The organism is Cryobacterium sp. Y11, from assembly GCF_002929535.1.
In the GTDB taxonomy this organism is placed as follows: domain Bacteria; phylum Actinomycetota; class Actinomycetes; order Actinomycetales; family Microbacteriaceae; genus Cryobacterium.
Window position 1 is genome coordinate 95,214 of sequence record NZ_PJJO01000053.1, and the last position, 25,562, is coordinate 120,775.

General features: G+C 63.8%; 18 protein-coding genes and 1 pseudogene. 7 read left to right on the forward strand and 12 right to left on the reverse strand.

The features are described 5' to 3' along the window. The first annotated feature begins 93 nt into the window (after positions 1-93). The 4 genes and pseudogenes from clpS to CXY75_RS20070 all read left to right on the forward strand — a co-directional run bounded on the left by clpS (position 94) and on the right by CXY75_RS20070 (position 1,948). Positions 94-378, forward strand: coding sequence for an ATP-dependent Clp protease adapter ClpS (gene clpS, locus CXY75_RS06970; RefSeq protein ID WP_104082102.1), 285 nt, complete (start codon positions 94-96; stop codon positions 376-378). Continuing rightward, positions 375-950, forward strand: coding sequence for a DUF2017 family protein (locus CXY75_RS06975; RefSeq protein WP_104082103.1), 576 nt, complete (start codon positions 375-377; stop codon positions 948-950). Before clpS ends, CXY75_RS06975 begins: the two co-directional genes overlap by 4 nt. 318 nt (positions 951-1,268) lie before the next feature. Further along, a pseudogene (locus CXY75_RS20805) lies at positions 1,269-1,373 on the forward strand (molybdopterin cofactor-binding domain-containing protein); the annotation flags it as partial. Between the two features lie 323 nt (positions 1,374-1,696). Further along, positions 1,697-1,948: a hypothetical protein gene (locus tag CXY75_RS20070; RefSeq protein ID WP_199182397.1), complete on the forward strand. Its 252-nt coding sequence runs from the start codon at positions 1,697-1,699 to the stop codon at positions 1,946-1,948. Here CXY75_RS20070 and CXY75_RS06985 read toward each other — a convergent pair. The 3 genes from CXY75_RS06985 to CXY75_RS06995 all read right to left on the reverse strand — a co-directional run bounded on the left by CXY75_RS06985 (position 1,923) and on the right by CXY75_RS06995 (position 7,361). After that, positions 1,923-3,236, reverse strand: coding sequence for a nucleotide disphospho-sugar-binding domain-containing protein (locus CXY75_RS06985; RefSeq protein WP_104082104.1), 1,314 nt, complete (start codon positions 3,234-3,236; stop codon positions 1,923-1,925). The two genes, CXY75_RS20070 and CXY75_RS06985, sit on opposite strands and share 26 nt — an antisense overlap. After that, on the reverse strand, positions 3,233-5,566 hold the full coding sequence (locus CXY75_RS06990) for a glycosyltransferase (RefSeq protein ID WP_104082105.1): 2,334 nt from the start codon (positions 5,564-5,566) through the stop codon (positions 3,233-3,235). Before CXY75_RS06990 ends, CXY75_RS06985 begins: the two co-directional genes overlap by 4 nt. 400 nt (positions 5,567-5,966) lie before the next feature. After that, positions 5,967-7,361: an OFA family MFS transporter gene (locus tag CXY75_RS06995; protein WP_104082167.1), complete on the reverse strand. Its 1,395-nt coding sequence runs from the start codon at positions 7,359-7,361 to the stop codon at positions 5,967-5,969. Between the two features lie 208 nt (positions 7,362-7,569). On the opposite strand from CXY75_RS06995, the gene CXY75_RS07000 reads away from it, so the two are divergent. Then, positions 7,570-9,870 carry an FdhF/YdeP family oxidoreductase gene (locus CXY75_RS07000; protein ID WP_104082106.1) on the forward strand — a complete coding sequence of 767 codons (2,301 nt, stop codon included), beginning with the start codon at positions 7,570-7,572 and terminating at the stop codon, positions 9,868-9,870. A gap of 6 nt (positions 9,871-9,876) precedes the next feature. Here CXY75_RS07000 and fdhD read toward each other — a convergent pair whose 3' ends face one another. From fdhD to CXY75_RS07035, 8 genes are all read right to left on the reverse strand, one after another. Further along, positions 9,877-10,728 carry a formate dehydrogenase accessory sulfurtransferase FdhD gene (fdhD, locus tag CXY75_RS07005; protein ID WP_104082107.1) on the reverse strand — a complete coding sequence of 284 codons (852 nt, stop codon included), beginning with the start codon at positions 10,726-10,728 and terminating at the stop codon, positions 9,877-9,879. 49 nt (positions 10,729-10,777) lie between these two features. Continuing rightward, a complete protein-coding gene (gene moaA / locus CXY75_RS07010) occupies positions 10,778-11,896 on the reverse strand; it encodes a GTP 3',8-cyclase MoaA (RefSeq protein WP_104082108.1) in 1,119 nt (372 codons plus the stop codon). A 130-nt stretch (positions 11,897-12,026) separates the two neighbouring features. Continuing rightward, the gene (fdhA, locus tag CXY75_RS07015) at positions 12,027-13,244 is read right to left on the reverse strand and encodes a formaldehyde dehydrogenase, glutathione-independent (RefSeq protein WP_104082109.1); all 1,218 of its coding nucleotides are present in this window, start codon (positions 13,242-13,244) and stop codon (positions 12,027-12,029) included. Positions 13,245-13,436: 192 nt separating this feature from the next. Then, positions 13,437-15,551, reverse strand: a complete 2,115-nt coding sequence (locus tag CXY75_RS07020) for a PhoX family phosphatase (RefSeq protein ID WP_104082110.1) — start codon at positions 15,549-15,551, stop codon at positions 13,437-13,439. A 134-nt stretch (positions 15,552-15,685) separates the two neighbouring features. Beyond that, positions 15,686-16,483, reverse strand: a complete 798-nt coding sequence (locus CXY75_RS07025; RefSeq protein ID WP_369826697.1) for a GntP family permease — start codon at positions 16,481-16,483, stop codon at positions 15,686-15,688. Then, positions 16,437-16,763 (reverse strand): hypothetical protein, encoded by a 327-nt coding sequence (locus CXY75_RS20470; RefSeq protein WP_233201783.1) that lies wholly within the window; start codon positions 16,761-16,763, stop codon positions 16,437-16,439. Before CXY75_RS20470 ends, CXY75_RS07025 begins: the two co-directional genes overlap by 47 nt. 21 nt (positions 16,764-16,784) lie before the next feature. Beyond that, a complete protein-coding gene (locus tag CXY75_RS07030; RefSeq protein WP_104082111.1) occupies positions 16,785-17,957 on the reverse strand; it encodes a glycerate kinase in 1,173 nt (390 codons plus the stop codon). A 72-nt stretch (positions 17,958-18,029) separates the two neighbouring features. Beyond that, positions 18,030-19,172: a sugar diacid recognition domain-containing protein gene (locus CXY75_RS07035; protein WP_158251146.1), complete on the reverse strand. Its 1,143-nt coding sequence runs from the start codon at positions 19,170-19,172 to the stop codon at positions 18,030-18,032. A 229-nt stretch (positions 19,173-19,401) separates the two neighbouring features. Here CXY75_RS07035 and CXY75_RS07040 point away from each other — a divergent pair, with 229 nt between their 5' ends. Together CXY75_RS07040 and CXY75_RS07045 are read left to right on the forward strand one after the other, a co-directional pair. Then, a complete protein-coding gene (locus CXY75_RS07040; protein WP_104082113.1) occupies positions 19,402-19,674 on the forward strand; it encodes a hypothetical protein in 273 nt (90 codons plus the stop codon). Next, positions 19,671-23,111 carry a DNA polymerase III subunit alpha gene (locus CXY75_RS07045; protein ID WP_104082114.1) on the forward strand — a complete coding sequence of 1,147 codons (3,441 nt, stop codon included), beginning with the start codon at positions 19,671-19,673 and terminating at the stop codon, positions 23,109-23,111. Before CXY75_RS07040 ends, CXY75_RS07045 begins: the two co-directional genes overlap by 4 nt. A 35-nt stretch (positions 23,112-23,146) precedes the next feature. Here the strand turns inward: CXY75_RS07045 and CXY75_RS07050 are convergent, their stop codons facing one another. Next, positions 23,147-25,435 carry a transglycosylase domain-containing protein gene (locus CXY75_RS07050; RefSeq protein WP_158251147.1) on the reverse strand — a complete coding sequence of 763 codons (2,289 nt, stop codon included), beginning with the start codon at positions 25,433-25,435 and terminating at the stop codon, positions 23,147-23,149. Positions 25,436-25,562: the final 127 nt, after the last annotated feature.

The window sequence follows — 25,562 nt, forward strand, 5'->3', positions numbered from 1 at the left end:
CCAAGGATATTCCTTCACCCTGAGTCCGGGTGCCGCACGGCGGTGTATGACAAGGCGGTGGAAAACACGGCTGCACCGTGTGAGGCTTAAGGGGTGACCAAGACTGCCGAAAAAACCGAGCTGCACAGCGCTATCGCACTCGACCGCCCCTGGGTCACCCTGGTCTGGGATGACCCGGTCAACCTCATGTCATACGTCGCATACGTCTTTCGCAGTTACTTCGGGGTTACGCCCCAAGAAGCCGAACGACTCATGCTGCAGGTGCACAACAACGGTAGGGCCGTCGTGGCGACCGGCAACCGCGAAACGATGGAACGCCACGTCGAAGCCATGCACGGCTACGGTCTCTGGGCGACGCTCGCCAAGGCCGAAGAATGAGTGCCATCCAGCGGTTCACCGTGCAGCAGGACGGCGCCCTTCTCGGCCGGTTCGAACCGATCGAGGTCGACCTGCTGCGCTTGGCCACCACCCAGCTTCTGGAAATGCTCGACTCCGGCACCGCCAACCCCGAGCTCGCCGCGACCGACGGAATCTTTGGCCGGCTGCTCCCCGACGCTTACCGCGACGATGACGAAGCGGCGGCCGAGTTTCGCCGGTACACGTCGGTCAACCTGCTCGCGCAGAAGGCACTGAACGCGCAAACAGTGTTGAGCTCGCTGCACAGTGACGTTCGAGCGTCGGACCCGATCGCCTCACTCAGCGCCGATGAAACGGACGTCTCTGCTGCCGACACCGCAGACCGCCAGCCGTATACCGTCAGCATCGACCCAGACGCCGTGCAGGCCTGGCTCCGCAGCCTCACCGACCTGCGGCTGACCCTGGCCGACCGGCTGCAGATCTCCCCCGACGGAGTCGTGAACCTCGCCACCGAAGACACTCCGTTCCTGCGCGAACTGTACGACTGGCTCGGCATGCTGCAGGAAGAACTCGTCTACGCGATCGACATCTGACCGCCGAGTTTTTTTCGGCGCGTCGATCCATGTTTCTTCGGCACGTCGACCAGCGTGAATGCTGCGTTCCTGGTTAGGTAGCCTGCTCTGTGCATCCCGATTACCGTGCGCCCATGGTCGCTCGCACGGCTCGACCCAACCACGCTCAGCCTGACGCTGTTTGGCCTCTCCCGGCACTCGACGGGGCCCCGTGGACGTCTGTGCTGTAACCCGAATCATTCCTGCCCGGCAACGCAGCGATCTTGACTCCCTCGCACCGACCGTCGCGCCGCTGGTCGGAGTATCCGAACTATGCGCCGACTGCACTCGGTGCAGCCCGGCGGGGTGCGCATTCTGCAGTCGATCTAGGCCCCCGATGCCGGCTGAGTACTGAACCCCGAGCAGTGTCACGGGCAGATCGAGGGTGGAGTCGCCCAGGCGATCGACTCTCGCAGGCTGATGCTGTATCGCAGGGGCGAGGCGGTGCTCGAGTCGTAGTCGTTCACCAACGAGATTCGGCTGTCGGCACCGAACAAACACCGATTTCTGTACGATCTGTCGCTGTTCAACGCGTAGAACAACGGTGAGGTTTACCACGCGGCCGACCGGCCTGGGTTTCTATACCGGGCTTGTTTAGGTGCGCTCCGGTACCGAACTGCACAGATTCCCGTCCAAACGGCGCCACAACGCTGAGTTCACGCCGCGAAGACGGTAACCTCCGCTGCTGTACGCAGAACCATTTCGCCCGAGGTCTTTCGCGGTCACATTTGTTACATAGCCGGCGCTCCCACGATTACACCGGCCCGTTCGCAGCTGGGCTCGGCGAGCTTTACGACTCGGTGCGGGGCCGCGGTGTCTACTTTCACAGCTACCTCAACGAGAACGACCGGCCAGGCTCTGGGAAAATCGACGTCGTGCGCTCGATGTTCGGCACGAAGAGCTATCTCGGCACCTACGACGCGGTGCTGGCCGCCGAGCTGACTGGTTCCTTGCCTAGCTCCGGGCGGGCACCCGCGTGAGCGCCGCATAGGCCCGCTCGGCTCCGGATTGCTGAGTTAACGACAGCGCGAGCGCATCGAGGCGGGCCCGCGTGTCAGCGCAGAGGCGCAGCATCCGCTCGCAGGCGACGCGCAGGTCGAGAACCGTAGCGGTATTGGGTGGCAACGAGGTGCCGAAGCCCGCTTCATCGAGGGCGGCCGCGCCGGCGAACTGGTCGGTCGAGAACGGCAGCACGACGAGCGGCACTCCGGCCGTCATCGCTTCGGTGATCGAATTGTTGCCGCCGTGGGTGACGGCGAGCACGGCCTGTTGCAGCAGGCGCACCTGCGGCAGGAACGCGCGCACGAGCCAGGCGGTGGGCAGGGCCCCCAACTCGGTGGGGTCGGTCGCCCCCGTGGCGATGGCGACCCGCACCGGAAGGCAATCGAGGGCAGCGACGACGCGGGCGAGCACGTCACCACGCACCGAGAGAAAACTTCCGAAACTGACGTAGACAACGGGCAGCGAATCGGCTGCCAGCCAGGCCTCGACCTCGGGATCGACGGCCTCGGAGCGCACAGCAGACCCCAGAAATACGTGGGGCGGCAGCTGCCTCGTTCGCGCCGGCGCGTGCAATTCGCCGGGGTAGTTGAGCAATAACATGTCGCCCGATTCTTGAAAGGCGTCCCGGCTCGGCGCTGCATCCGGGTCGAGCTCGCGCAGGGCGTTGTTCCACTGAGCCGTGAAGGTGTCGCGCACGGCCGCGCACTGCACGTGGAGCAGGGCCAGTTCCGAGGCATCGGGCGAGAACACGGCGGGCCAGGCCGGCGGGTAACCGTAGATTTCGGCGGCCACGGGCAGTGCAGACGGATGCCCCAGCACGACATCCGCGTGCGCGACGCCGGCACTGAGCAAGCCCAGCCGCGCGCTGAAAGCCAGGTGGTCGACGATGACCTGGTCTGGCTGCACCCGGGCGACGATGCGCTGCACCTCGCGAGCGATGGCAACCGGGTTGTAGAGCAGATCGCTGCTGCGTGCCTCGGCCTGAAATCGCAAAGTGTCGACCATTCCACGGCGGGTCGCGTCGAAAAATCCCCGCAGGGCGTCGTCTTCGCCAGCGGGCTGCTGCTCGGCTCGGATCGTGCCGGGGTTGGAACCGCGGCCCAGTTGGAGATGCTCGCGTTCGAATCCGAACGCGGTCACGATGTCGGCCGTGGCGGGCCCGCTCGCGACCACGACGCGTTCGCCGGCCTTCGCCCAGGTAACGCCGAGCGTTGCGAGTGGATACAGGTGCGAGGCGTAGTCCGGGCTGATGATCAGCAGGGTCACGAAACGCTCAGTTCCCAGGCGACCGGCTCCGTCGCCACGGCCACGCCGCGGTAAACCTCACTGAGTGCCGACGCCATCGCTTCGATCGTGAACTTGTTCGCGATCATGCTGCGGGCTCGTGCCGCATTGGCGCCACCCTGCGCGCCGCCTGCGAGGTCCAGGGCCGCAGCAATGGAGAGAGCGAGAGCGGTACCGTCACCGGTATCGACAAGAATGCCCGTCACTCCGTGCTCAACGTACGTGGCTGGTCCGCCGCCATTCGGCGCGACCACCGTGAGTCCGGTGGCCATCGCTTCGAGTAGCGCGATTCCGAATTCCTCTTTCATACTCGCGCAGACGTACACCCCAAACGGTGCGGCCAGGCCCGGGCGGCCGTAGCGCACGGCGGCCAGCCACCGGACGACGGTGTCATTGGGGCGATGACCGGCCAGCAGCAGGCCCCGGGCAGCGGAATCGGACAGGGCGGCGCTGGGCAGGACACGGGTCATGCGCTGCAACTCGATACCTTCATCACACGACGGATGCTCCAGGTCGCCTCCCACAATCAGCAGATTGCAGCGAGCGTGCAATTCGGAGTCAGCGTTCCACGCCTCGACCAGGTTGGCCATACCCTTCACTCGGTGCAGCCGACCGACGCTGATCAGCAAGGGGAGGCCTCGCCGAGCGATCGGGAGCGTCCCGAGCAGATTGTCAAGCTGCGTGAAGGCTACCGCTGTGGGTTCCGCCGCTGCTTGGGTATGCGCATCGGCGGAAACCAGCAGACTCTCGCCGGTCAGTCCAAGAGACCCGAGCGCATCCGTGCGGGAGCGATCGATCACCGAGAGATCGATTCCCTCGGGAATGACCGAGTGCCGTTCCGGGTGAGCGTCAATGTCGATGCCCGTCAGACGTTCCATATCATGCTGCAGTCGCGGCCGCGGAAACAGCACGGTGTGAGCAGCATCCGCCGCGAGCCTCTGCACGAGGCGGGCGCGAAACCAGAAATGCTCATCGGCATCGACGGTGCCGAAGTTGGCCCGGGTGAGTGCGCCACTCGCCTCGAGGGAGTCGATCACGCCGTGCGGGTCTGGCGCGACGGTGAAGACGACCGGAATGTCCAGGTCCCGCGCCACCGTTGCAGCGGCGAGGCTGCCGACGTCGGCCATACGCAAGTGAATCGCATCGACTACACCGGCCGAGCGGAGGATGCGTCGAATGCCCCGCTGCGCGGCAACCCGACGCGGCCACGCATCGATCGATGGCACCGCGCCGCCAACGAATGGAATCGCCGCGAATGAGTGCCCACGCCGTGTCTTTCCGATAGATGCCAGGCCGCTAAGCGCCAACTCGTGCGTGCCACGCGACATGGTGATGACCCGTTCTACCGAGTCTTGTTCTGTTGCACGGCCAGTGGTGAAACGTCTGCCAACGAACGGCGCACGAAGAGCGGATGCCGCGGCGCTCTGCGTTCCACCACCCGGCAGGCCACTTGGCCGGGAAACGAGGGCGTCACCGAGCCGTACCAGCAGGGTCGCGATGCCGCCATTATCACCGACACCCACCTGTGAGAGTTCACCGTCGATGTCGGCGTGCAGGAACAGCTGGGCGATCGTGGTGCCGCGGTTCCATTTCGGCCGCGGCGCGTTCGTCGCCGTGAGATCGAACAGGGCCAGCCGGGCTACGGCTGCGAGTTCGATCTCATCGCCGGAAGCTGCGTTGTCTTGCGTGAGAGCGCTGAGCAACCCGAGCACCGCTTCGCTCGGGGATCGGTCGCCGAGGCCGGCAATCGCAGCGGTACGAGCACCCAGGCCCTCGTCGCTATCGGTGGCCACTCGGCGCAGCAGGCGTTCGGGAACGCGGCCGGGAATTAGGCCGATGGTCTCGATGAGGCGGGCACGGGCATCCGTTTCAAAGATGCCGAGCAGCGAACCCTCCAGCAGCAGGGCTACCTGGTCCGCAGCCGAAGAACCCCACTGTTCCAGGGTGCGCTGGGCGAGCATGCCGGAAAAGCCACCCTGCCGAACCAGGGTGACCAGGCCGGCGATCGCGTCGTAGCGCGGCAGCCGGGTGCCAAAAGCCCAGGCGGCATGCTCGCGCAGAAAAGCGGAGTCGTGGTGGAGGAGGGCCACCAGTACCTCATCAGCAGAGTCGTCGAAGACCTGGGCAAGGGCGTGGACGGCAGCGATAGCGGTGAGCTGGTCGCTCACATCGGTCGCGGCCTGGGCGAGCAGTCGCACCGCCCGGGCGCCCCCATCGCGGCTGGCTGCCACGGTGAGGTCGTCGGCGCGTCGAATTCCCTCCAGCAGGGTTGCGGCGGATCGTTGGTCGTCGAGCGCGGTGTGGGTGGCCATCGGCTGCTCCCTTTCGTGAAACTCCTCGAATCAATCGTGGCGATTCGAAGTTGCCACGAGCGAACATGGTGAATTTCGGTACTTTTGAGACAAGAAACGTCAAGGATCCCAGACACGAAAACGAACGAGTCTGGTATAGCTAACTAGGCTAGCGAATTCCCCAGTCGTTATCATCGCATTAATGTGAGCAGCCGGGCTGACAGACTACCCTGAACGGTGCCGAGCACACAGCACTCAAAAAAGAGCCACGCCCCAGTGAATGGGGGCGTGGCTCTCTCTGTTTATATCTGCAAATGCCGGGTTTAGCCGAACAAGGCCGTCACCTTTGCGAGTGTCTGAGAAATGCCAAAGGCTAGCGGGATCCCCACCAGCGCCCAAGCCACGATGACTTTGAGAACCTTCATGCGTTCGCCTTCCTTGCTTGTGCACCGACGAGCGGCTTTTCGGGTTCGTGAAAGTCGGTGTGAACCGGTCGCACGAAAAGGTTCGCCACAAAGCCAACAACGAGCAGCCCAACCATGGTGAGCAGGGCCGGCTGATAGGCCGCTGCCGTCAACTCACCCGGAGCGCCCTGGGCATCCAGGAACGAGTTGACAATGAGCGGACCGGCAATACCGGCCGCCGACCAGGCTGTCAGCAGTCGGCCATGGATGGCCCCCACCTGAAAGGTTCCGAACAGGTCACGCAGGTAGGCCGGAGCAGTAGAGAAACCGCCACCGTAGAACGAGATGATGATGAAGGCCAGGACAACGTAGAGCGCCGTCGTGCTGGACCCGACGAGGGCCAGCAGTACGTACAACACCGTGCCAACGCCGAGATACATCATGTAGATGTTCTTGCGTCCGGTCTTGTCCGACGTGGCCGACCAGGCAAATCGTCCGCCCATGTTAGCAAGCGACAACAGGCCCACAAAGCCTCCGGCAACGGCCGCCGAGACCAACGAGTTGCCGTCGCTCTGTCGGAAGAAGTCCTGGATCATCGGTGCAGCCTGCTCGAGAATGCCGATACCGGCCGTGACGTTGCAAAACAAGACAACCCAGAGCAGCCAGAACTGACGCGTTCGAATGGCGTTCTTGGCTGAAACGTGGTTGCTCGTGACGAGGGCCTTGACCCGCACCTTGGACGCATCGAATCCGGCCGGCACCCAATCAGCAGCCGGAACCTTGATTGTGAAAGCGCCAAACATCATGTACGCGAGATAGATCGCGGCGAGGGTGAGAAAAAGCTTGCCCACGGAATCGCCGCTCGCCACCCAGTTCGCTGCCCCGGAGTTGGGGTCGTAGAAGCTGAGTAGCGCCGTCGACACCGGGCTGGCGATGAGGGCGCCGCCGCCAAAGCCCATGATGGCCATACCGGTGGCGAGGCCCGGGCGGTCCGGAAACCACTTAATGAGCGTCGAAACGGGCGATATGTAGCCGATGCCGAGCCCGATACCGCCGATAAAGCCGTAGCCGACGTAGACCAGCCACAGCTGGTTCGAAAAGATTCCGAGCGAACCGATGAGGAACCCACCCGACCAGAACAGAGCCGCGACGAACATGGCCTTGCGCGGCCCGTTGGTGTCGACCCAGGTACCCATGATGGCCGCCGACAGGCCGAGCATCACGATGGCAATTGAAAAGATCACCCCGACCTGAACCAGGCTGGCGTCGAAGTGCGCCACGAGCGCCGTCTTGTACACACTCGTGGCATAGGCCTGGCCAATACAGAGGTGCACGGCCAGTGCGGCCGGCGGAATTAGCCAGCGATTGAATCCGGGTGGAGCGATTGTGCGGTCTCGGTCGAGCCAGCTCATGGAGATGTCCTTGCTGCCGGTAAGGCGATAGCGACTCTGCTGTGCGTTTCGGCTGTCCACGATGGCCGTGGACGTACTCCGCAAACGGATAGATTGAATAGTCTGCGGAGGTAATTCTAGACGATTCATCGCGAAAATTTCGTTCCGATATTCACACCCATTTTATATTTCGGGGGAATTCCCCTGTGCGGCAAGGCAGGATAGGTATATGACACGTTCAGCTCCCATCGAAGACATCAACGAAGATAATCTCGTTGTCACCGCCCCCAAGACCCACGCGGCAGGTGTCGGAGCCGTATTGGTGGCGCTCGATCGAGGTATCGCCCAGGCCGGTGTCGTGCGCACCGCGCGGTCATTGCTGCGCCTCAATCAACGTGACGGCACCGACTGCCCCGGATGCGCGTGGCCGGAATCTCAGGGACATCGCAAGACCGCAGAGTTCTGCGAGAACGGCGCGAAGGCCGTCGCTGAAGAGAGCACGCTGCGCACGGTGACGCCCGAGTTCTGGGCGGAGCATTCCATCGCCGAGCTCGCTACGAAAACCGAGTACTGGCTCGGAAACCAGGGCCGCATTACGCACCCCGTCGTCATTCGCCCGGGCGACACGCACTACTCGCAGATCTCCTGGGATGATGCCTTCGAGCTCATCGGTGAGCAGATTCGCGCCACAGTGCCCGACCGCACCGTCTTCTATACATCTGGCCGCACCGCCAACGAGTCGGCGTTCATGTACCAATTGTTCGCGCGGTCCATCGGCACCAATAACCTGCCGGACTGCTCCAATATGTGCCACGAGTCGTCGGGCTCAGCGCTGAACCCCACGATCGGCATCGGCAAGGGTACGGTCTCGCTCGAAGATATCCACCAGGCTGAACTCATTTTGGTGGTCGGCCAGAACCCGGGCACCAACCACCCCCGCATGCTGTCGGCTTTGGCCGAATGCAAGGACAACGGCGGCAAGATTGTGGCCGTCAACCCGCTGCCCGAGGCTGGACTGTTCAACTTCATGGACCCGCAGACTCCGAAGGGCGTCGTCGGCAAGGGCACCAACCTGGCCGATGAGTTTCTGCAGATCAAGGTCGGGGGCGATCTGGCCCTGTTCCAGGCGCTCGGCCACCTGCTACTCGAAGAAGAAGCGCGCGTGCCAGGGTCGGTCATCGACCACGAGTTCGTTGCCGCAAACACCGACGGAATCGAGGCCTACCGGGCAGCCCGATCAGTGATCGACTGGGCTGAGACAAAGAAAGCCACCGGCCTGGACCGTGCCGCAATCGAGACCGTGGCCCAGCTGCTCATCGCGAGCAAAGCCACCATCATCTGCTGGGCGCTCGGACTGACCCAGCAGCCACACTCGGTGAACACCCTCAAGGAAATCATCAACCTGCTGCTCCTGCAGGGCAACTTCGGCAAGCCTGGCGCCGGCGCGTGCCCGGTACGCGGACACTCGAACGTGCAGGGCGATCGCACTATGGGTGTGTGGGAAAAGCCGAAGGAGCCCATGCTCGCCGCCCTCGACGCCGAGTTCGGCATCGTATCCCCGCGGGAGCACGGCCTCGACTCCGTCGATACGGTGGATGCCTTCGTGCATGACCGCGTCGACGTGTTCGTCTCCATGGGCGGAAACTTCGCCTTGGCCTGCTCCGACACCGACCTGCTGGAGAAGGCCATGCAGCGCGTCGGTCTCACCGTGCACGTCTCCACCAAGCCCAATCGCTCGCACGTCATGCACGGTGTGACCTCGCTCATTCTGCCGACGCTCGGCCGAACGGATACCGATGACAAGCATCCGTCTGGCCGTCAGGTGCTCTCGGTGGAAGACTCGATGTCGGTCGTTCGCACCACTCAGGGACGCCTCGATCCGGTGTCGGAGCACCTGCTCGCCGAACCGGTGATCATCGCCCGCATGGCCCACGCCACGCTCGGAGACGACCACGCGGTCGATTGGAAGGCAATGGCGGATGACTACGACGTCGTTCGTGATCACATTTCCCGCGTCATCCCCGGCTTCGTCGATTTCAACGTTCGGCTCAAGACCAAGAACGGCTTCGTGCTGCCCAACCCCCCGCGCGATTCGCGCAGCTTTGCCACCGACATCGGCCTGGCGCGCTTCACGGTGAGCCCGATCGAGTACCTGACGGCGCCGGAGGGGCACCTGATTCTGCAGACCATCCGCAGCCACGACCAGTACAACACCACGTTCTACGGGCTTGACGACCGCTACCGCGGCATCAAGAACGGGCGTCGCGTCATCCTCATTCACGAAGACGACGTCACCGAGCTGGGCTTCGCCGACCGCGACATGGTCGATGTGATCAGCACATACCAAGGCGTTGAGCGTCGTGCCGACACGTTCCGCCTCGTGGTCTATCCCACACCGAAGGGATGCGCGGCTGCGTACTTTCCGGAGGCGAACGCGCTCATGCACCGCGAGCTCGTGGCCCGCGAATCGAACACCCCCGGTTACAAGGCCATGACCGTGCGCTTCGTTGCAGCCGGCGCCGACGCCTAGCCTGAGCTAGGCGGCCTGCTCGTCTACCTGTGCGTCGATGATCCGGTCGCCGCCAGCGTAGACGACCATAGAGTTGCCGCGGAGAAAGCCGACCAGGGTCATGCCGACCTCGACGGCGAACTCCGCGGCCAGTGACGACGGTGCCGAGACCGCTGCGAGCACCGGAATTCCCGCCATCAGGGCTTTCTGAGTGAGTTCGAAACTCGCTCTGCTCGACACCATAAGAACCGTGCCGGTCAGCGGCAGCCTGTTCTCCTTGACCGCCCAGCCGATGACCTTGTCGACGGCGTTGTGGCGGCCGACATCTTCGCGCAAAACGAGGAGTTCGCCAGTGGCGGCATCGAACAGTCCGGCAGCGTGGATGCCGCCCGTTTTCTCGAACACGTTCTGCCCGGCGCGCAGCTTGTCGGGAAAAGTCGTGAGCAATTCGGCAGTCACGTGCACCGCGTCATCCGCTATCTCGAAGACTGACTTGGTGCGCACGGCATCGATGCTCTCCTTGCCGCATAAGCCACAGGAGCTGTTGGTGATGAGGGAGCGCTCCAGGCTCGGTGCCGGTGGCGCGACGCCCGCGCCGAGGGTGACATCGAGCACGTTATAGGTGTTGACCCCGTCGATGGCCCCGGCGCAGTAGCGGGCCGAATTGAAGTCGTCGCCCTGAGTAATGACGCCCTCCGAGACCAGGAACCCAGCCGCAAGGTCGACGTCGTTGCCGGGGGTACGCATCGTGACGGCGAGACGGCGGCCGTTCACTCGAATTTCCAGGGGTTCTTCGACCGCCAGCAGGTCCTCACCAGCCAGAGGCTGAGCGCCGACGGTGATTCGGGTAATTTTGCGTCGCGCGGTAATTCTATTCATTCTTAAAGTCTCCCACGCTGGTGCCGTTACCGCACTTCAGCACCGCCGATTAACCGCCAATGTAGGACATTTCAATTTTCTTGGCACCGGATGCCCGCAATTCACTGGTCTTCGCGCTCCGCAACTGCGAATAGCGGTCGGTGCGCTCCCGCCAGAGGTGCGCCATGACGGTGGAGAGTTCGGCGTCGGAGCAGCCACCACGCATAAGGGCCCGCAGATCGTGGCCTTCAGTAGCGAACAAGCAGGTGAACAACTTGCCGTCAGTCGAGACCCGCGCCCGGGAGCAGGTCTGGCAGAAGTTTTGGGTCACGCTCGAGATCACGCCGATTTCGCCGCCGCCGTCCTGGTAGCGCCAGCGTCTTGAGGTTTCGCCACTGTAGTTCGGAGCGATCTCTTCGAGCGGTAACTCAGCATGAATGCGCGCAATGACGTCCTTCGACGGCACGACAGCGCCCATCTCCCAGCCGTTGCTGGTGCCGACGTCCATGAATTCGATAAACCGCAAAATGTAGGGGGTGTCCTTGAAATGGCGGGCCATGGCAACGATGTCCTGGTCGTTTTTGCCGCGCTGCACCACCATATTGACCTTGACCGGGCCGAGCCCGACCGCTTCGGCCACGTCGATGCCGTGCAGTACCTTCGCAACGGGAAATTTCACGTCGTTCATGGTGCGAAACGTGATGTCGTCGAGCGAGTCGAGCGACACGGTGACTCGCTTCAGACCGGCATCCTTGAGCGCCTGGGCCTTGACGGCCAGCGCCGACCCGTTCGTAGTGAGCGCAATGTCAACCTCACGACCGTCGGGGGTGCGTAGCTCAGCCAGCAAGGCAATGAGGTCTTCAAGCCCCTTACGCAGCAGTGGTTCACCGCCGGTCAGCCGAATCTTCTCAACGCCATGGGCGACGGCTACGCGCGCAAGCCGGGTGAGTTCCTCGAAGCTGAGGAGTTCGTCGTGTTCCATGAACGCGAAGTCCCGGCCGAAGATCTCCTTGGGCATACAGTACACGCAGCGAAAGTTGCAGCGGTCGGTGACGCTCAGGCGCAGATCATGCAGGGGCCGGTTTAGCCGGTCGGTCACGATACCGGTGGGCGTTTCAAGGTCCACCGGAATGTCCGCGCGCTCTCGATAGAAACGCGGAGCTGGTTCTGCAAGGTCGGCGCCGGTCATGCTTCCACCCTAACCCCGCGCCCCGCACGGAGATGCACAGAACACCGGTTCTAAGCGGATGCTGATGGACGCCGCACCAAGAATGGCCCGCCCGGGAGAATTCCCAGGCGGGCCATCCACTTATCTGCTGCTAGCCCTTGACGTAGCCATTGGGGTTCAGCACATACTTCGTGGCGGCTCCCGCGTCGAATTCCTTGTAGCCACGCGGGGCATCTTCGAGGCTGATGGCCTGGGCGTTGACGGCCTTGGCGATCTGTACCTTGTCGTGCAGGATCGCCATCATCAGCTGGCGGTTGTACCTCATCACCGGGCACTGACCGGTGGTGAAGGACAGCGACTTGGCCCAGCCGAGGCCCAGCCGAATCGACAGCGAGCCCACCTGGGCGGCCTTTTCTTTGGCTCCCGGGTCACCCGTGACGTAGAGGCCCGGAATGCCGAGGGCACCGCCGGCCGCTGTAACCGTCATGAGCGAGTTGAGCACGGTGGCCGGCGCCTCGTGATCGGCGTCCTTACCGTGGCCACGCGCTTCAAAGCCCACCGCGTCGACACCGGCGTCAACCTCGGGCACACCGAGGATCTGTTCGATCTGCTCCCCCGGCTCGCCTTTGCTGAGGTCGATAGTCTCGCAGCCGAAGCTGCGGGCCTGCGCGAGGCGGTCCGCGTTCATGTCACCGACGATGACGACGGCCGCGCCGAGCAGCTGCGCCGAGACGGCAGCCGCGAGGCCCACCGGACCGGCACCGGCCACGTAGACGGTCGATCCGACGCCGGCACCGGCCGTGTAGGCCCCGTGGAATCCGGTCGGGAAGATGTCGGAGAGCATGGTGAGGTCCATGATCTTTTCGAGCGCCTGGTCCCGATCGGGAAACTTCAACAGGTTCCAGTCGGCGTAAGGAACGAGCACGTACTCGGCCTGCCCGCCGACCCAGCCGCCCATGTCGACGTAACCATAAGCACTACCCGGACGGTCCGGGTTGACGTTGAGGCAGATGCCGGTCTTACGTTCCTTGCAGTTGCGACAGCGACCGCAGCTAATGTTGAACGGCACCGACACGATGTCGCCCACCTTGATGAATTCGACGTCGGGGCCAGCCTCGACTACTTCACCGGTGATTTCGTGACCCAGCACCAGGTTCGCCGGTGCGGTCGTGCGGCCGCGCACCATGTGCTGGTCGGAGCCGCAAATATTGGTGGTCACGGTCTTGAGAATGACTCCATGGGGCACCTTACGTCCCACGTTTTCCGGGTTGACGCCCGGCCCGTCTTTCAGCTCGAAACTCGGGTAATCAATGTCGATTACCTCAACGACACCCGGGCTCTTATAGGCAACTGCTCTGTTTCCCGTCATGAACTACCTTCCTGGTTTTACGCTGATCAGGATGATGTGTTGGCCACGGCCTGATCGGCACTGGATGTTCCTGAACGCTGCGTGTGAGGACAGCTCCCTCACTTCATCACGGCTCGGCTGAAATTACAATCAGTCAATTGCCAGTTCGTGCCCCCCTTTTAGGACTCAGGCACGACCAGACCGGTGGGCGGCTCAGGCCTTCCAGACCTGCACAACGGATGGCCGTGGACCGGCCCAGGCACCGGCCGGCACGGGTGCGCCCAACGGAACGTAGTCGGGGAATCTGCTCGACGGGGCCGCCCAGCTGCCTCGCTCCCCCGGGTGCTGCACGGCGACGTAGACCATCGATTGCTCAGAGCGGATGACCGGACCGCAGGTTTCGGCCTCGCGCGGTACCGAGAGGAACTGCTGCACCCTGCCGCGCTCGGGGCCAGCGAGCGGCACCTTAAACAGTCCGTCACAGTACCCGATCGTGCTCGGCGCGCCGTCGGTGGAGATCCACAGGTTGCCCTCGGCGTCGAAAGCCACGTTGTCTGGACACGAGATGGGCGACACCTTCTCGCTCGGAAAACCAGCAAAGTAGGTGCTCGTGTTCGACGCCGGGTCGCCACAGACCAGCAGCAGGTTCCAGTCAAAGGTCACCGAGGTGGCGTCGGAGCCGGTTTCGGTGATCTCGACGATGTGACCGTCACGGTTGGCGACCCGCGGGTTGGACTCCGTGGCACCCTCCTTGCCGAGCCGGCCGCGATCGGTGTTGTTGGTGCAGGCGACATAGATCTTCCCGGTCACCGGGCTCGGCTCGACGTCTTCGCAACGGTCCATTTTGGTCGCGCCGACGGCATCCGCTACCAGGCGGGTGTTCACGAGCGCATCGTCGGTGCTGAAGCCCGGTACCTGGCAGACGCCGTCGATGACGAGCGCCACCCACTGGCCGGTGCCGTCGAATTGCCCGTCGGCGGGCAGCTGGCCGGTGCCGGTGATCTCCCCGGCCGGCGAGTTGCCGGTGAAGCGGGCCACGTACAGGGATCCGCGGGTGAGGAGGGTCTTGTTGTGGCTGCGCGCCTTCGGGCTCTTCTTCTTGTCGAAGCGGTCGTGGGAGACGAATTTGTAGAGGTAATCGAAGCGTTCGTCGTCGCCCATGTAGGCGGCGACATGGCCGGTCTTTCCGACGATCACGTTGGCGCCCTCGTGCTTGAACCGGCCGAGGGCCGTGTGCTTGACCGGGGGCTCGTTCGGTGCCTCCGGATCGACCTCCACGATCCAGCCGAATCTGTTCGGCTCGTTCTCGTTGCCGGCGATGGTGGCGTCGAAGCGGTCGTCGATCTGCTCCCAGAGCCGACCGGTCGGGCGATTGGCGAGGCCGTAGCGGGCATCCGCTGTGCTGGTGCCCTTGGAGCGAAAGTACCCGTTGAAGTTCTCTTCACCGGAAAGCACGGTGCCCCACGGGGTGGTGCCACCGGCACAGTTCCCGAGGGTGCCAAGCACGGTGCGGCCCGTCGGGTCGGCTTTGGTCTTCAGCAGGTCGCTGCCGGCGGCCGGGCCGGTGACGGTGAACGGTGTGCTCGCGGTGATGCGGCGGTTGAGGGGGTCACCCACGCGGTAGGTCCAGGGTTGACCGGCGCGCTTCCGTTCAAGGGCGACCACGGACATGCCGTGGGCCATCATGGCCACGCGACGATACTCATCCGCTTCGACCGCGGTGAGGGCTGGCGAAAACATGATGCCCTCGTTGGTGTATTCATGGTTGGTGACGAGGATGCCGGCGCGTCCCTTGGGTCCCTTGCTCTCGATGATGTCGAGGTAGTCATTGTTGTAGCCGAACTGGCGGGCCTGCAATGCGGCGCTCTGGTGTTCGGGGTCGAAACGATCGGTGGCGGCGAAGAGCGGGTCGCCCCAGCGGATGATCGGGTTCCAGGAATAGCCCGTCGGAACCACAAAAGAGTCAACGGCGGCCGGAACTGGAGCGATGGGGGCGAACGCGAGGCCGCGGCCAGCAGCACCGGCCGGGCGGCCCGGCACGGCCATAGCGGGAACGGGTTCGCCGGAACCGAGCAGGATGGCGGCAGCGCCGGCGCCAACCCCCACGAGCAGGGAACGACGGCTCAGGGCCACGCCGGCGATGTCGCGAAAGTAGTCGTTCGCGCTCTCGTTCGGTACCGGGTGAAAGCAGGCATCCGCACACTTGAGGTGGCAGGTGACCGCGCTGCGCTTGCCGCGGGTGTGTCCCTCCATCGGCAACAACGGCAGTAACGGCCGGTCCCGGTCGGGGGTGTGCTGGCGGGGGCCGGTGGATTCACGGTGCAGCATGGGGGCACTCCTCGTGGTCGATGCGACGAACCCCGAATTGGGGATAGACCTACCCTCCTGCCGTCCCCTCTCTCGTTCGAGGCCGCCCGGTGTCTGATCGGTGAACCGGACATGAACGCTCGGGGCCGTCTGACCTACAGAACGATGAGCCCGATCACCCAGACGGCAGCGAAGCCCGCGACGCCTTGGATGGCGGTGGCCGGGGTAAGCGTGCGGTACGCGGTCGCGACTGGAATGCGGCTGAGCTGGGAGACAACCCAGAAGAAGCTGTCATTGGCGTGCGAGACGACCATGGCACCGGCACCGATGGCCAGCATCGAGAGCACCTTTCCCAGATCGGAGTCGAGCCCGAGGGCGGGTAACAGCGGCAGGAGCAGCACCGAGGTAGTCACCATGGCGACCGTCGACGAGCCCTGGGCGGTCTTGAGCGCGGCCGAGATTAAGAACGGGACGGCGAGGCCCAGGCAGAGGGTCGAGAGCGTGGTGCCGAGAAAATCGGTGAGGTCGGACGCCGCGAGAATCGCTCCGAAGGCGGCACCGGAGGCGGTGATCAGCAAAATGGGAGCTGAGATACGGATGCCCTCATTCACGCGTTCGCCAAACATCTCCAGTTTTCCCTTACCACGCAGCAGGAACAGCGCGGCAATGAGGCCAACAGCCAGGGCGATGACCGGGGTCCCGAGAAAAATGATGGCGGCGTACAGGCCGGATTCACCGAACGGCAGGGCCGGAAGGTTGGCGATTGAGGCGATGCAGATCAGTAAAATCGGGGCGAGAATCGGTAGAAAGGCCAGGAATGTGTTGGGCAACTTGCCATAGGCGGCGCGGATGGTTTCGTAATCCGAGTCGAGGTCGCTCTCTTCGCTGGCCAGCTCTGGGATCAGCTCAATGTCTTTTTTCAGGAACCGGTTGGCCCAGAGCAGCCCGGCCAGTCGATATCGCCGCGCCGGTGCGTTCGAGAATCACCCCGATGATGGTGCCGAACAGAATGATCAGACCGATATTGCCCAGGGAGGCGCCGAAGGCTGTCGTGATGATCGGGGCGATCTCAGCGACGGAAGGCCGAAGGTAAAACCACCGACCAACGCCGCAGCAAGCAGCGCGAGGAAGGGATTGATTTTCAGCTTCGCAGTAGCGAAGACGATGGCGACGACAAGGGTCACCAGGATAGCGATGCTCAGCATTGAGACGGCCTTTCTCTTTCAGGTTCAAGTTCAGGTGGAACGGTGGCGATTAGCGGGAGTGAAGAAAGAGTGCGACGGCGTGCGCCGTGGTTTCGCGTACCCGTGCGGCCGCATTCTGCTGCAGGTCGTCGAGCGTTGCTGGCCCACCGGCGATCGAGAATGCGGCAGTGACACCGGATGCCGCGGTGTCGGCCGCAGACAGCGCTACCCGCCCGGCGATGACGACGACCGGGCAGCCTGCCGGGGCGAGACGAGCGACGGCGACGGCGACCTTGCCCCCGAGGGACTGAGAGTCGAAGCTGCCTTCACCGGTGAGCACGAGATCGGCGTTGGCCATTTTGTGCGGCAGGCCGACGGCATCCGCTACCAGGGCGGAGCCGGGAACCAACTCGGCCCGAAGCAGCGGCACGAGAGTGGCCGGCATACCGCCGGCCGCCCCCGCTCCAGGCCGGTCGGTCATGTCTTCGCCGGTCATGTCGAGCACGATCGCGGCGAGGTGGGCCAGGCCGGCGTCGAGCCCAGCGATATCGCGGGGCTGTGCACCCTTTTGCGGACCGAAAACGGCAGCGGCACCGGTAGGGCCACAGAGTGGATTGTTCACGTCGACGGCGAGGCGCCAGCGCACGGAGCGGGCGCGTGGGTGCAGCTCGCTCAGGTCAATCGAGGCAATCCGGGCCAGCCCAGCCCCGCCGGGAGCAACGGGGGTGCCGGCAGCGTCAAGAAACCGCGCACCTAGGCCAGCCAACAAACCTGTTCCACCGTCGGTGCTGGCCGAGCCGCCGACGCAAACCAGAATCTCTTCGACGTTTTGTTCGAGCAGCTCGAGGGCGAGCAGACCGACCCCGAAGGTGTCGGCGCGCTGGGGCTGGGGCGCGGCATCCGCGACCAGCGGCAAGCCATTAGACTCGGCCGCCTCGATCAGACCAATGAGACCATCAGCCGAGGTGGTATAGCGAGCCTTGCGGCTACGGCCGAGCGCGTCGACAGTGAGCAGGCTGCGGGGTGTGACTCCCCAGACCATAGCGATGGCATCGAGGGTTCCTTCGCCGCCGTCGGCCATCGGACAGATCGTCAGCTGGGCCTCCGACAAGCCGAGGGCCAGGCAAGCGCCCCGTGCCCCGGCTGCCATGGCGTCGGCCGCATCGGCCGCGCTCAGACTGCCCTTGAACGAATCGGGTGCGATGACCAGTGTGAGCGGCTTCAGCGCCGTGCGACCATTCATTGATTCAGGCTAGAACACAATCGCACACATATTAAGGTGGAACGAACCCACATTTACTCGTGACTGATGTGGTTAAACCTGTGCATCGCGCACATACTGAGCCGAGTCTGCCGCCAGCGCGACCCGCATCGAGACGGCACAACTGAACCGACGAATATTCAGGTCGGTGAGCAGCTCGATGCGATCGAGTCGCTGCACCACGGTATTGCGGTGCACGCCGAGCGCCGCCGCGGTGTGCGCGATCGACAATTCTTCGCGCAGAAACACGCGCGCTGTTTCGCGTAGAACCTCGCCGAGCGGGTCGAGCACCGACCCGGCTACATCGCCCAGTAATTCGTCTGGCAAGACGGCGATGGCCAGTTCGAGACCGAGGGAGTCGAGCGGAATTTCACAGCGCGACTCTCCGGCCGAGGTGCCGATGAGCCCGGGCCGGGCGAGCAGCGCGCTCAGGCGTTCAGCATCATCGGTGAGTTGAACCATTGACGCGCCAACCCGCCCGGTCAAAAACCGCACGGACATGGAGCCGGGCTGTTGCAACCGTTGCTGGAGCAGCGCGAGACCACGAGCGGTCGACGATCCGCTCAACACCCAGACAGCACCGTGAATGTCGGCGGCCACAACTCCGGACACATCGCGCAGTTGACGCAGAAACAACACCGAACGACTGGCTCCAAGATGCAGAATGCCGGTCAGATTCCACGGCGGCTGTAGTGGAGCATCAATACCCTGCAGTGCCGCGATCAGGCGCCCCTCGGTGAGTTTGCGCAGCGACAGGCTCGAGAGGATGTCCCGGGTCGCCGATTCTCGCCACGACGCGTTGTCCCGCAGTCGTTCCTGCATGATTAGCATCTGAACGGTGAGCACGAGCACCTGCGCCACTGGCAACACTTCGGCGGGGGTTCCGGTGACCCCGACCACCGCGACGACGCGTCCATCGAGGATCAGTGGAATATTCACTCCCGGCCGGGTGCCTGGTTGCTCGTCACCGGGAGCAATCTGCACCGTCTCGCCGCGTCCGGCGGCGTTTTGCGCCCCGTCATGCAGGGTGCCGATGCGCGATGCGTCCATCGAGCCGATGATCAGACCTGCGGCATCCATAATGTTGACGTTGTGCACGAGGCTCGGAGCGACCTGCTCGACCAGGCGTTGCGCGAGCGCCCGGGTGATCTGCACAGTATCGGGCAGCACGGCGTCGCTCGGAACGATGTCAGTCACTCGACCATCGTAGATCGAGGCCGGCGGATGGCTCTCACGCAATCTCTTGTGGCGCGTGTCAGTGGGTTAACCTACACTTTTCATATAGAAGATGCATTCTAGAAGAACCTGCTTTGTTCAGCATTTGTTCGAACTTGATACAGCATTTTTTATTATTGGCTCATCAGCTTTTTTGTGACCAGCCGGTACGTATGCACCCGAATACCAGCACCCGAACAGGGAGGCCACCTTGCCCCAGATTATTGATACACCGGTTGACGTAGAGCTGTCCGCTGATGGCGACCCGCGCGCGTTCATCTGGAATCGGTTCGAACACACAGTTATCGGGCAACCGCAAGCGGTGTTCAAACGCACCAGGTGGTGGGAAAACGAAGGAACTCCCACCCGGATCGATACCGAACTGTGGCGACTCGACGCCAGTCGCGGCGGCGAAGAACAGCACCGCTATGACCTGCGCCGCAACGACGACGGATCCTGGATTTTAGCATTGGACTGGGGATGAACACCGGATTGAATTTTGGGCATCTGCACGTCGCCAGTGCCTACTCGACCCACTATGGGGTGACACTTCCCGAAGCCCTAGCCGAGCAGGCGGCCGCGCAGGGTGCGAGTTTTCTAGCCGTCACCGACCGTGACGGACTCTACGGCGCCGTCAAGCACGTGCGGGCGTGCGTTGCCGCGGGCATCCGCCCTGGGCTCGGCGCCGAACTTGCCGTACACGACGACGAGTATCGCCCGCTCGGCCGGGTCGTCGTGCTCGCCCACGGCAGCACCGAGGGTCGCGGGTACGCCGCGCTCTGCCGGGCAGTCAGCGCCGCCCACGGCGGCGGCGGTCAACGCGGCGCGCTCACGTCCGGCAGCACCGGGCCGAGCATTTCGCGAGCCAGGCTCGCCGATCTATCCCAGCTCACCTCCCTCACCGTGCTACTCGGTCCCGACTCCGACGTGGGCCTCGCCATCGGACGGCGCGACAATACGGATGCCGCGGTGCGGCTCGCCCACTGGCAGCGCGCCCTGCCCACCCAGTCCGTCGTGCTCGAAGTCGTCTGTCACCTCGCCGAAAGCGGCACGGTCGGTAGCGTGACCCCGGCCACCCGCATGCTCGCCCTCGCCGAAAACGCTGGGCTGCCCGCAGTGCTCAGCAATGCTGTGCGGTACGGCACCCCAGAAGAAGCGGTCACCGCCGACCTCGCCGATACCGCACGCTTTCTGCGGCCGCTCGCCGAACTCGAAACCCCCCAAACCAACGGCCAGGCCTGGCTCAAACCGGCCGGAGCAATGCATCAGGTGGCCCGCATGGTCGTCGACGCCGGCCTGCACGATGACGGCGCCCTCGAACGGCTGCTGCGTGACACCGAACAACTCGCCGATCGCTGCAGCCTTGACCCGGTGAGTGATATCGGCCTCGGGCGTGCGCGCATGCCGGAGGCGCGCATCATTGGAGTCACCGGCGACCCGGTCACCGAACTGTGGCGGCGCGCCCGAAGCGGCATCGCCGACCTGTACTCGGCGAGCGGCTCGCGCGCGGTCGAGGCCGCCCACGCCCAACTCGCCCACGAGATGAAAACGGTCGAGCACCTCGGCTTTGCCAGCTACTTTCTCACCGTGTCCCGGGTGGCCGACATTATTCGTGGCATGGGCATCCGCATTCAGGCGCGCGGCTCCGGGGTCGGCTCGGTGCTCAACTATGCGCTGCGCACCTCCTCGGTCGAACCGATCGAAAACGGGCTGCTCTGGGAGCGGTTTCTCTCCCCCGAACGCCAGACGCTGCCCGACATCGACATCGACGTCGAGTCGGCCCGGCGACACGACATCTACCGCGAGGTCTTTCGCGCCTTCGGCAGCGATCGGGTCTCGCTCATGTCGATGACCAATGCCTACCGCGGCCGCGGCGCCGTGCGTGACGCCGGCCTCGCCCTCGGTCTGCCCGACGCGCAGATCAACGTGATCGCCAAGCAGATGTGGCGGTTCAACGCCCGCGACTTTCGCCGTGCCCTGGAAGAGAAGCCCGAACTCGAGGCACTCGCCACCGAGGTGCGCGAATCGCAACAACTCGACCTGTTGGTCGACCTCACCGCCAAACTTGACCGACTCCCCCGGCATATTTCGGTGCACCCCTGCGGCGTGATCCTCTCCGACGCCAGCCTGCTCGACCGAACCCCGGTGCAGGCGAGCGGTATGGGCCTGCCCATGTCGCAGTACGACAAACACGACATGGACCCGATGGGCTTGATTAAACTCGACATTCTCGGCGTGCGCATGCAGTCGGCGATGGCGCACGCCGTCGAAGAGCACCACCGGCTCACCGGCGAGAGCATCGACCTCGACCGGGTGCCGCTCGACGATGAGAAAACCTTTGAGCTCATTCGCTCTACCCGCACCCTCGGTATCTTTCAGATCGAGTCCCCCGGCCAGATGGAGCTGGTCGGCAAGCTGCAACCCGAGGTATTCAACGACCTCACCGTCGAGATCTCGCTGTTTCGCCCGGGCCCGATGAAGAACAACATGCCGCTCAAATATCTGCAGGCCCGGCACGGCGAGGTCGCCCCCGACTACATCCATCCCCGGTTCGAACCGATTCTGCGCGAGACCAACGGCGTCGTCATCTTTCACGAACAGGTCATGCGCCTCTTCGACGAACTCACCGGTTGTGGGCTCGGTAAAGCGGATGTCTTTCGCCGGCACCTGGGTAAGCCAGAGCAGCTGCCACAAATTGAGAAGTACCTGCGCGAAAAAGCGCTGGCCCGCGGCTTCAGTGTGAAGGTCATCGACCAGGTTTGGACGGTGTTGGCAGGGTTTGGCAGCTTCGGTTTCGCCAAGGCCCACGGCGCAGCGTTCGCCCTGCCCACCTACCAGTCGGCCTGGCTGAAAACCCACCATCCGGCCGCCTTTCTGGCCGGGCTGCTCACCCATGACCCCGGCATGTGGCCGAAAGACCTTATCGTCGCCGAGGCCCGGGTGCTCGGGGTGCCGGTGCTTCCGCTCGACGTGCAGTCGAGTGCGCTGGACTATCGAGTAGAAGATCTCGCCGACGGGAGCCAGGGCATCCGTTTGGCGCTGCCCGAACTGGTCGGCAGCACGGAGACGGAGCGGGAGCGCATTGCCCGGCATCAGCCGTTTGGGTCACTGCAGGACTTTCGCGATCGGGTGCACCCCCGGCGGCGCACCTTCGAAGCGCTCGCCCGGGTCGGCGCCCTCGACACGTTTATCGACTACGACCGCAGCCGACGGCACGAGCTGCTCGCGCATATTCAGTCGCTGCGAGGCACCGCCGTGATTATTCGCGCCGACCAGCTGGCGTTTGAGGTGGAGCTGCCGGTGCCGCGGTATTCCGGACTGCGCGAATCGGGTGGGCGAACCGGCGCCATCACGTCGCTCGAACTGCGCGGCCGCACCCAGACCGATCTGGAGCTACTCGATCTGAATCTGGCCGTCTCGACTCACCAGATGAAGCGCTTTCACGCACTGTTCAAGGAGCTCGGGGTCACCCCGGCGAGCGAACTGGGCAACCTGCCCGGCGGCACAGAGGTGCTGCTTGCCGGAGTGCGGCGGGCCACGAATACGCCGCCGATGCGCGGCGGCCGCCGGGTCGTGTTCATCAGCCTCGACGACGGCACCGGCCCGGTAGCCAACGTCGTGTTCTTTCACGATGCGCAAGAACGGGTCGGCGGTCAGGTTTTTCAGACCAACTACATGCTCGTGCGCGGTCGCACCAGGCGCTCGGGCGCCAGGGGTGTCTCGGTGACCGGGGAGAATATTTGGGACCTGTTCGACGTGGCTCGGCAGGTGAAGGAGCGGCACGCCCGCGAACGGGCGGCGGCCGAGGAGGCGGCCAGCGCTGCCGCCTATGCCGCCGAACTCGCGGCGCAGGAACGGGCGCTTAAGTCGGCGAGCCCGGGCGGTATTCTTCACAATCTGCGGGCGGCCCAGAGTGCGTGACCCTGCGGTAACGGCACGACCGGTGTGTTGGGTTGCTATTGGCCGGCCGCAGGCGGAGCTGTCTCGGGTGGAGCCGGCTCGGCTGGCGGCACGACCGGAGCAACCACCGGTGGGGCCACTACGAGCGGTGCCACGACCACGGGCGGTGGAATGTATTTCGGTGCGAGTTCGTCGAAGGCGTCACCGCCGTACTTCGCGTTGACGGCCGACATCACGACCGGCCACATGCGGTGCCGCGCTGTCGCGATCTGGTCCTTGCCAAAATACTGACGCCGCTGACTGAGTGCTCCGGTCAGGCTCACCACCGCGACCACCGTGGCCACCTTCGTGCTGGCACCGCTCATCCAGGTGTCTTTGGCGCCATCCGTTGTTCCGGTTTTTCCGATCATCGGCACTTGCGGCTTCGTGTTCGTGTTCGATTGCTGCCCGGTGCCGCGGGTCATGACCAGATGCAAGGCATAGGCCATACCGGCGGCGACAGTGGTGTCAACCGACTCCGTGCAGACCGACCTGGGCACCGGCAGCTCCACGCCGTCGGGACCAACGATGCGGTCGATAGCAATCGGCGAGCACGTCACGCCTTTGTTAGCGATGCCGGCGAAGGCCACGGCCATCGTGAGCGGTGCGATCTCGTTGGTGCCGATAACGGATGCCGCCGTCTGCGACAGTGGGTTGCCGGTGGCTCGGTGCATACCGAATGCCTCTGCCGTCTGGCGAATACCGCACAGGTCGACCTTCTTGGCCATGCCAATATAGCCGGTGTTGATCGAGCCGATGGTAGCCTGCAACGCGCTGTAGTTGGCGCCGGACTCGTTGGCGTCGTTGCGCGGGTTCCACGGTGGTATCTCCTTGTCGTAATTCTGCGGCCCCAGGCAGCTGTCTTGAAAGGTTCCCCACTTGGCTTTGCGCCGGGAATCGACACGTTCATTGAGTGAATGGCCCTCCTTGAGCCACTCAGCCAGGGTGAATACCTTGTAGGTCGAGCCGGGTTGGAATCCGCTCGACCCACCCTCGGCAAAGTCGGTCGCATAGTTAATTCCGGTGTAATTGGCTCCAGTCGCCTGCACAGCCGGATCCTGGCTGTAGTCCTTGTTCTGGGTCATCGCCAACACCCGACCGGTGCCCACCTGCACGCTCGTGATCACCGCACCCACATCGCCGCCGGCGTAGACCTTGGGAACCTGCTGGTTCATCGTGGTTACGGCCGCGTTCTGCACGTCGAGGTCGAGGGTCGTGAACACGTCATAGCCGCCGCGACGAAAGTTGAGCATGCGGGTGGCGGCATCCGCTCCGAAGGTGGGATCGGTCTGCAGAATCTTGGTCACGTAGTCGCAGAAGAAGGCGTTGCCCAGTGCGGTCTGGCAGCCGGTGCTCGGCTCGGTGATGATCGGCTCGACCGGTGCTGCCACCGCGGCGTCATAGTCGGCCTGATTAATCTTCTTGTAGCGCAGCATCTCACGCAAAATGTAGTCGCGCCGTAGTTTGTTGGCCGCATAGCCGTTAGCGGCGCCGTTGCTCTCGCTCGCTGGGTAGTCCAGCTGAAATTTGACCGGGTTGTTGACAATGGCCACGAGGCTGGCGGCCTGTGTCACGGTGAGGTTAGCTGCGGTGGTGTTGAAGTAGTAGTTCGCGGCGGCTTCGATGCCGTAGACGGTGCCGCCGAACCCGGTGATATTGAAGTATTGGCGCAAAATATCCTGCTTGCTGTACTTTTTCTCCACTCCGATCGCGAGCCGCATTTCCTTGAGCTTACGTTCGGGAGTTGTCTTTGTTGCAGCGTTGTAACAGGCGTCGTGGGCACGCGTATCGGTGATGATCTCGCACTTTTGCACCAGTACGTTCTTAACATATTGCTGGGTAATGGATGATCCGCCCTGGGTATCACCGCCGGCCACCGTCGTTGCCGTGGCACGTAGGGTGCCCTGTACGTCGACTCCGCCATGCTGATAGAACCGGGGATCTTCTCCCGACACCGCGGCATCCTTGACGAATTGGCTGATCGCATCCCAGCCCACCTCGATTCGATTCTGGTCATAAAACGAGGCGAGAAGTTCGAAGGTTCCGTCAGTGCGTGTTGCGAAGATGTCGCTCTTTTGCGACAGCGGCTCAATGTCGACGTAGTCCGGCAGGTTCTCGAATACCGAGATGGTGTTCGTGGCCGCGATGCCGGAGAGTGCAATGACCGGAGTCACCGACACGGTCACGAGCACCCCGGCCGCGACGCTCATGGCCACAAAACCGAGCAGTCCGCCCAGCGCTCCGCGAAACGTGCGTCGCCGTGACTCGGCCGCGCCGCGTGGAACCTGTGTTGTTTGCACCACCACGGTAACTCCCAGCTGAGTGCACATCGGTGTGCAATGAAAGCTCATGTTAGTCAGGTGCACGCCATTGTGTCGCAGCTGGTCGTTACGAAAACGTATCGGCTTGATACCGCTTTGCGCGTATTCTCCC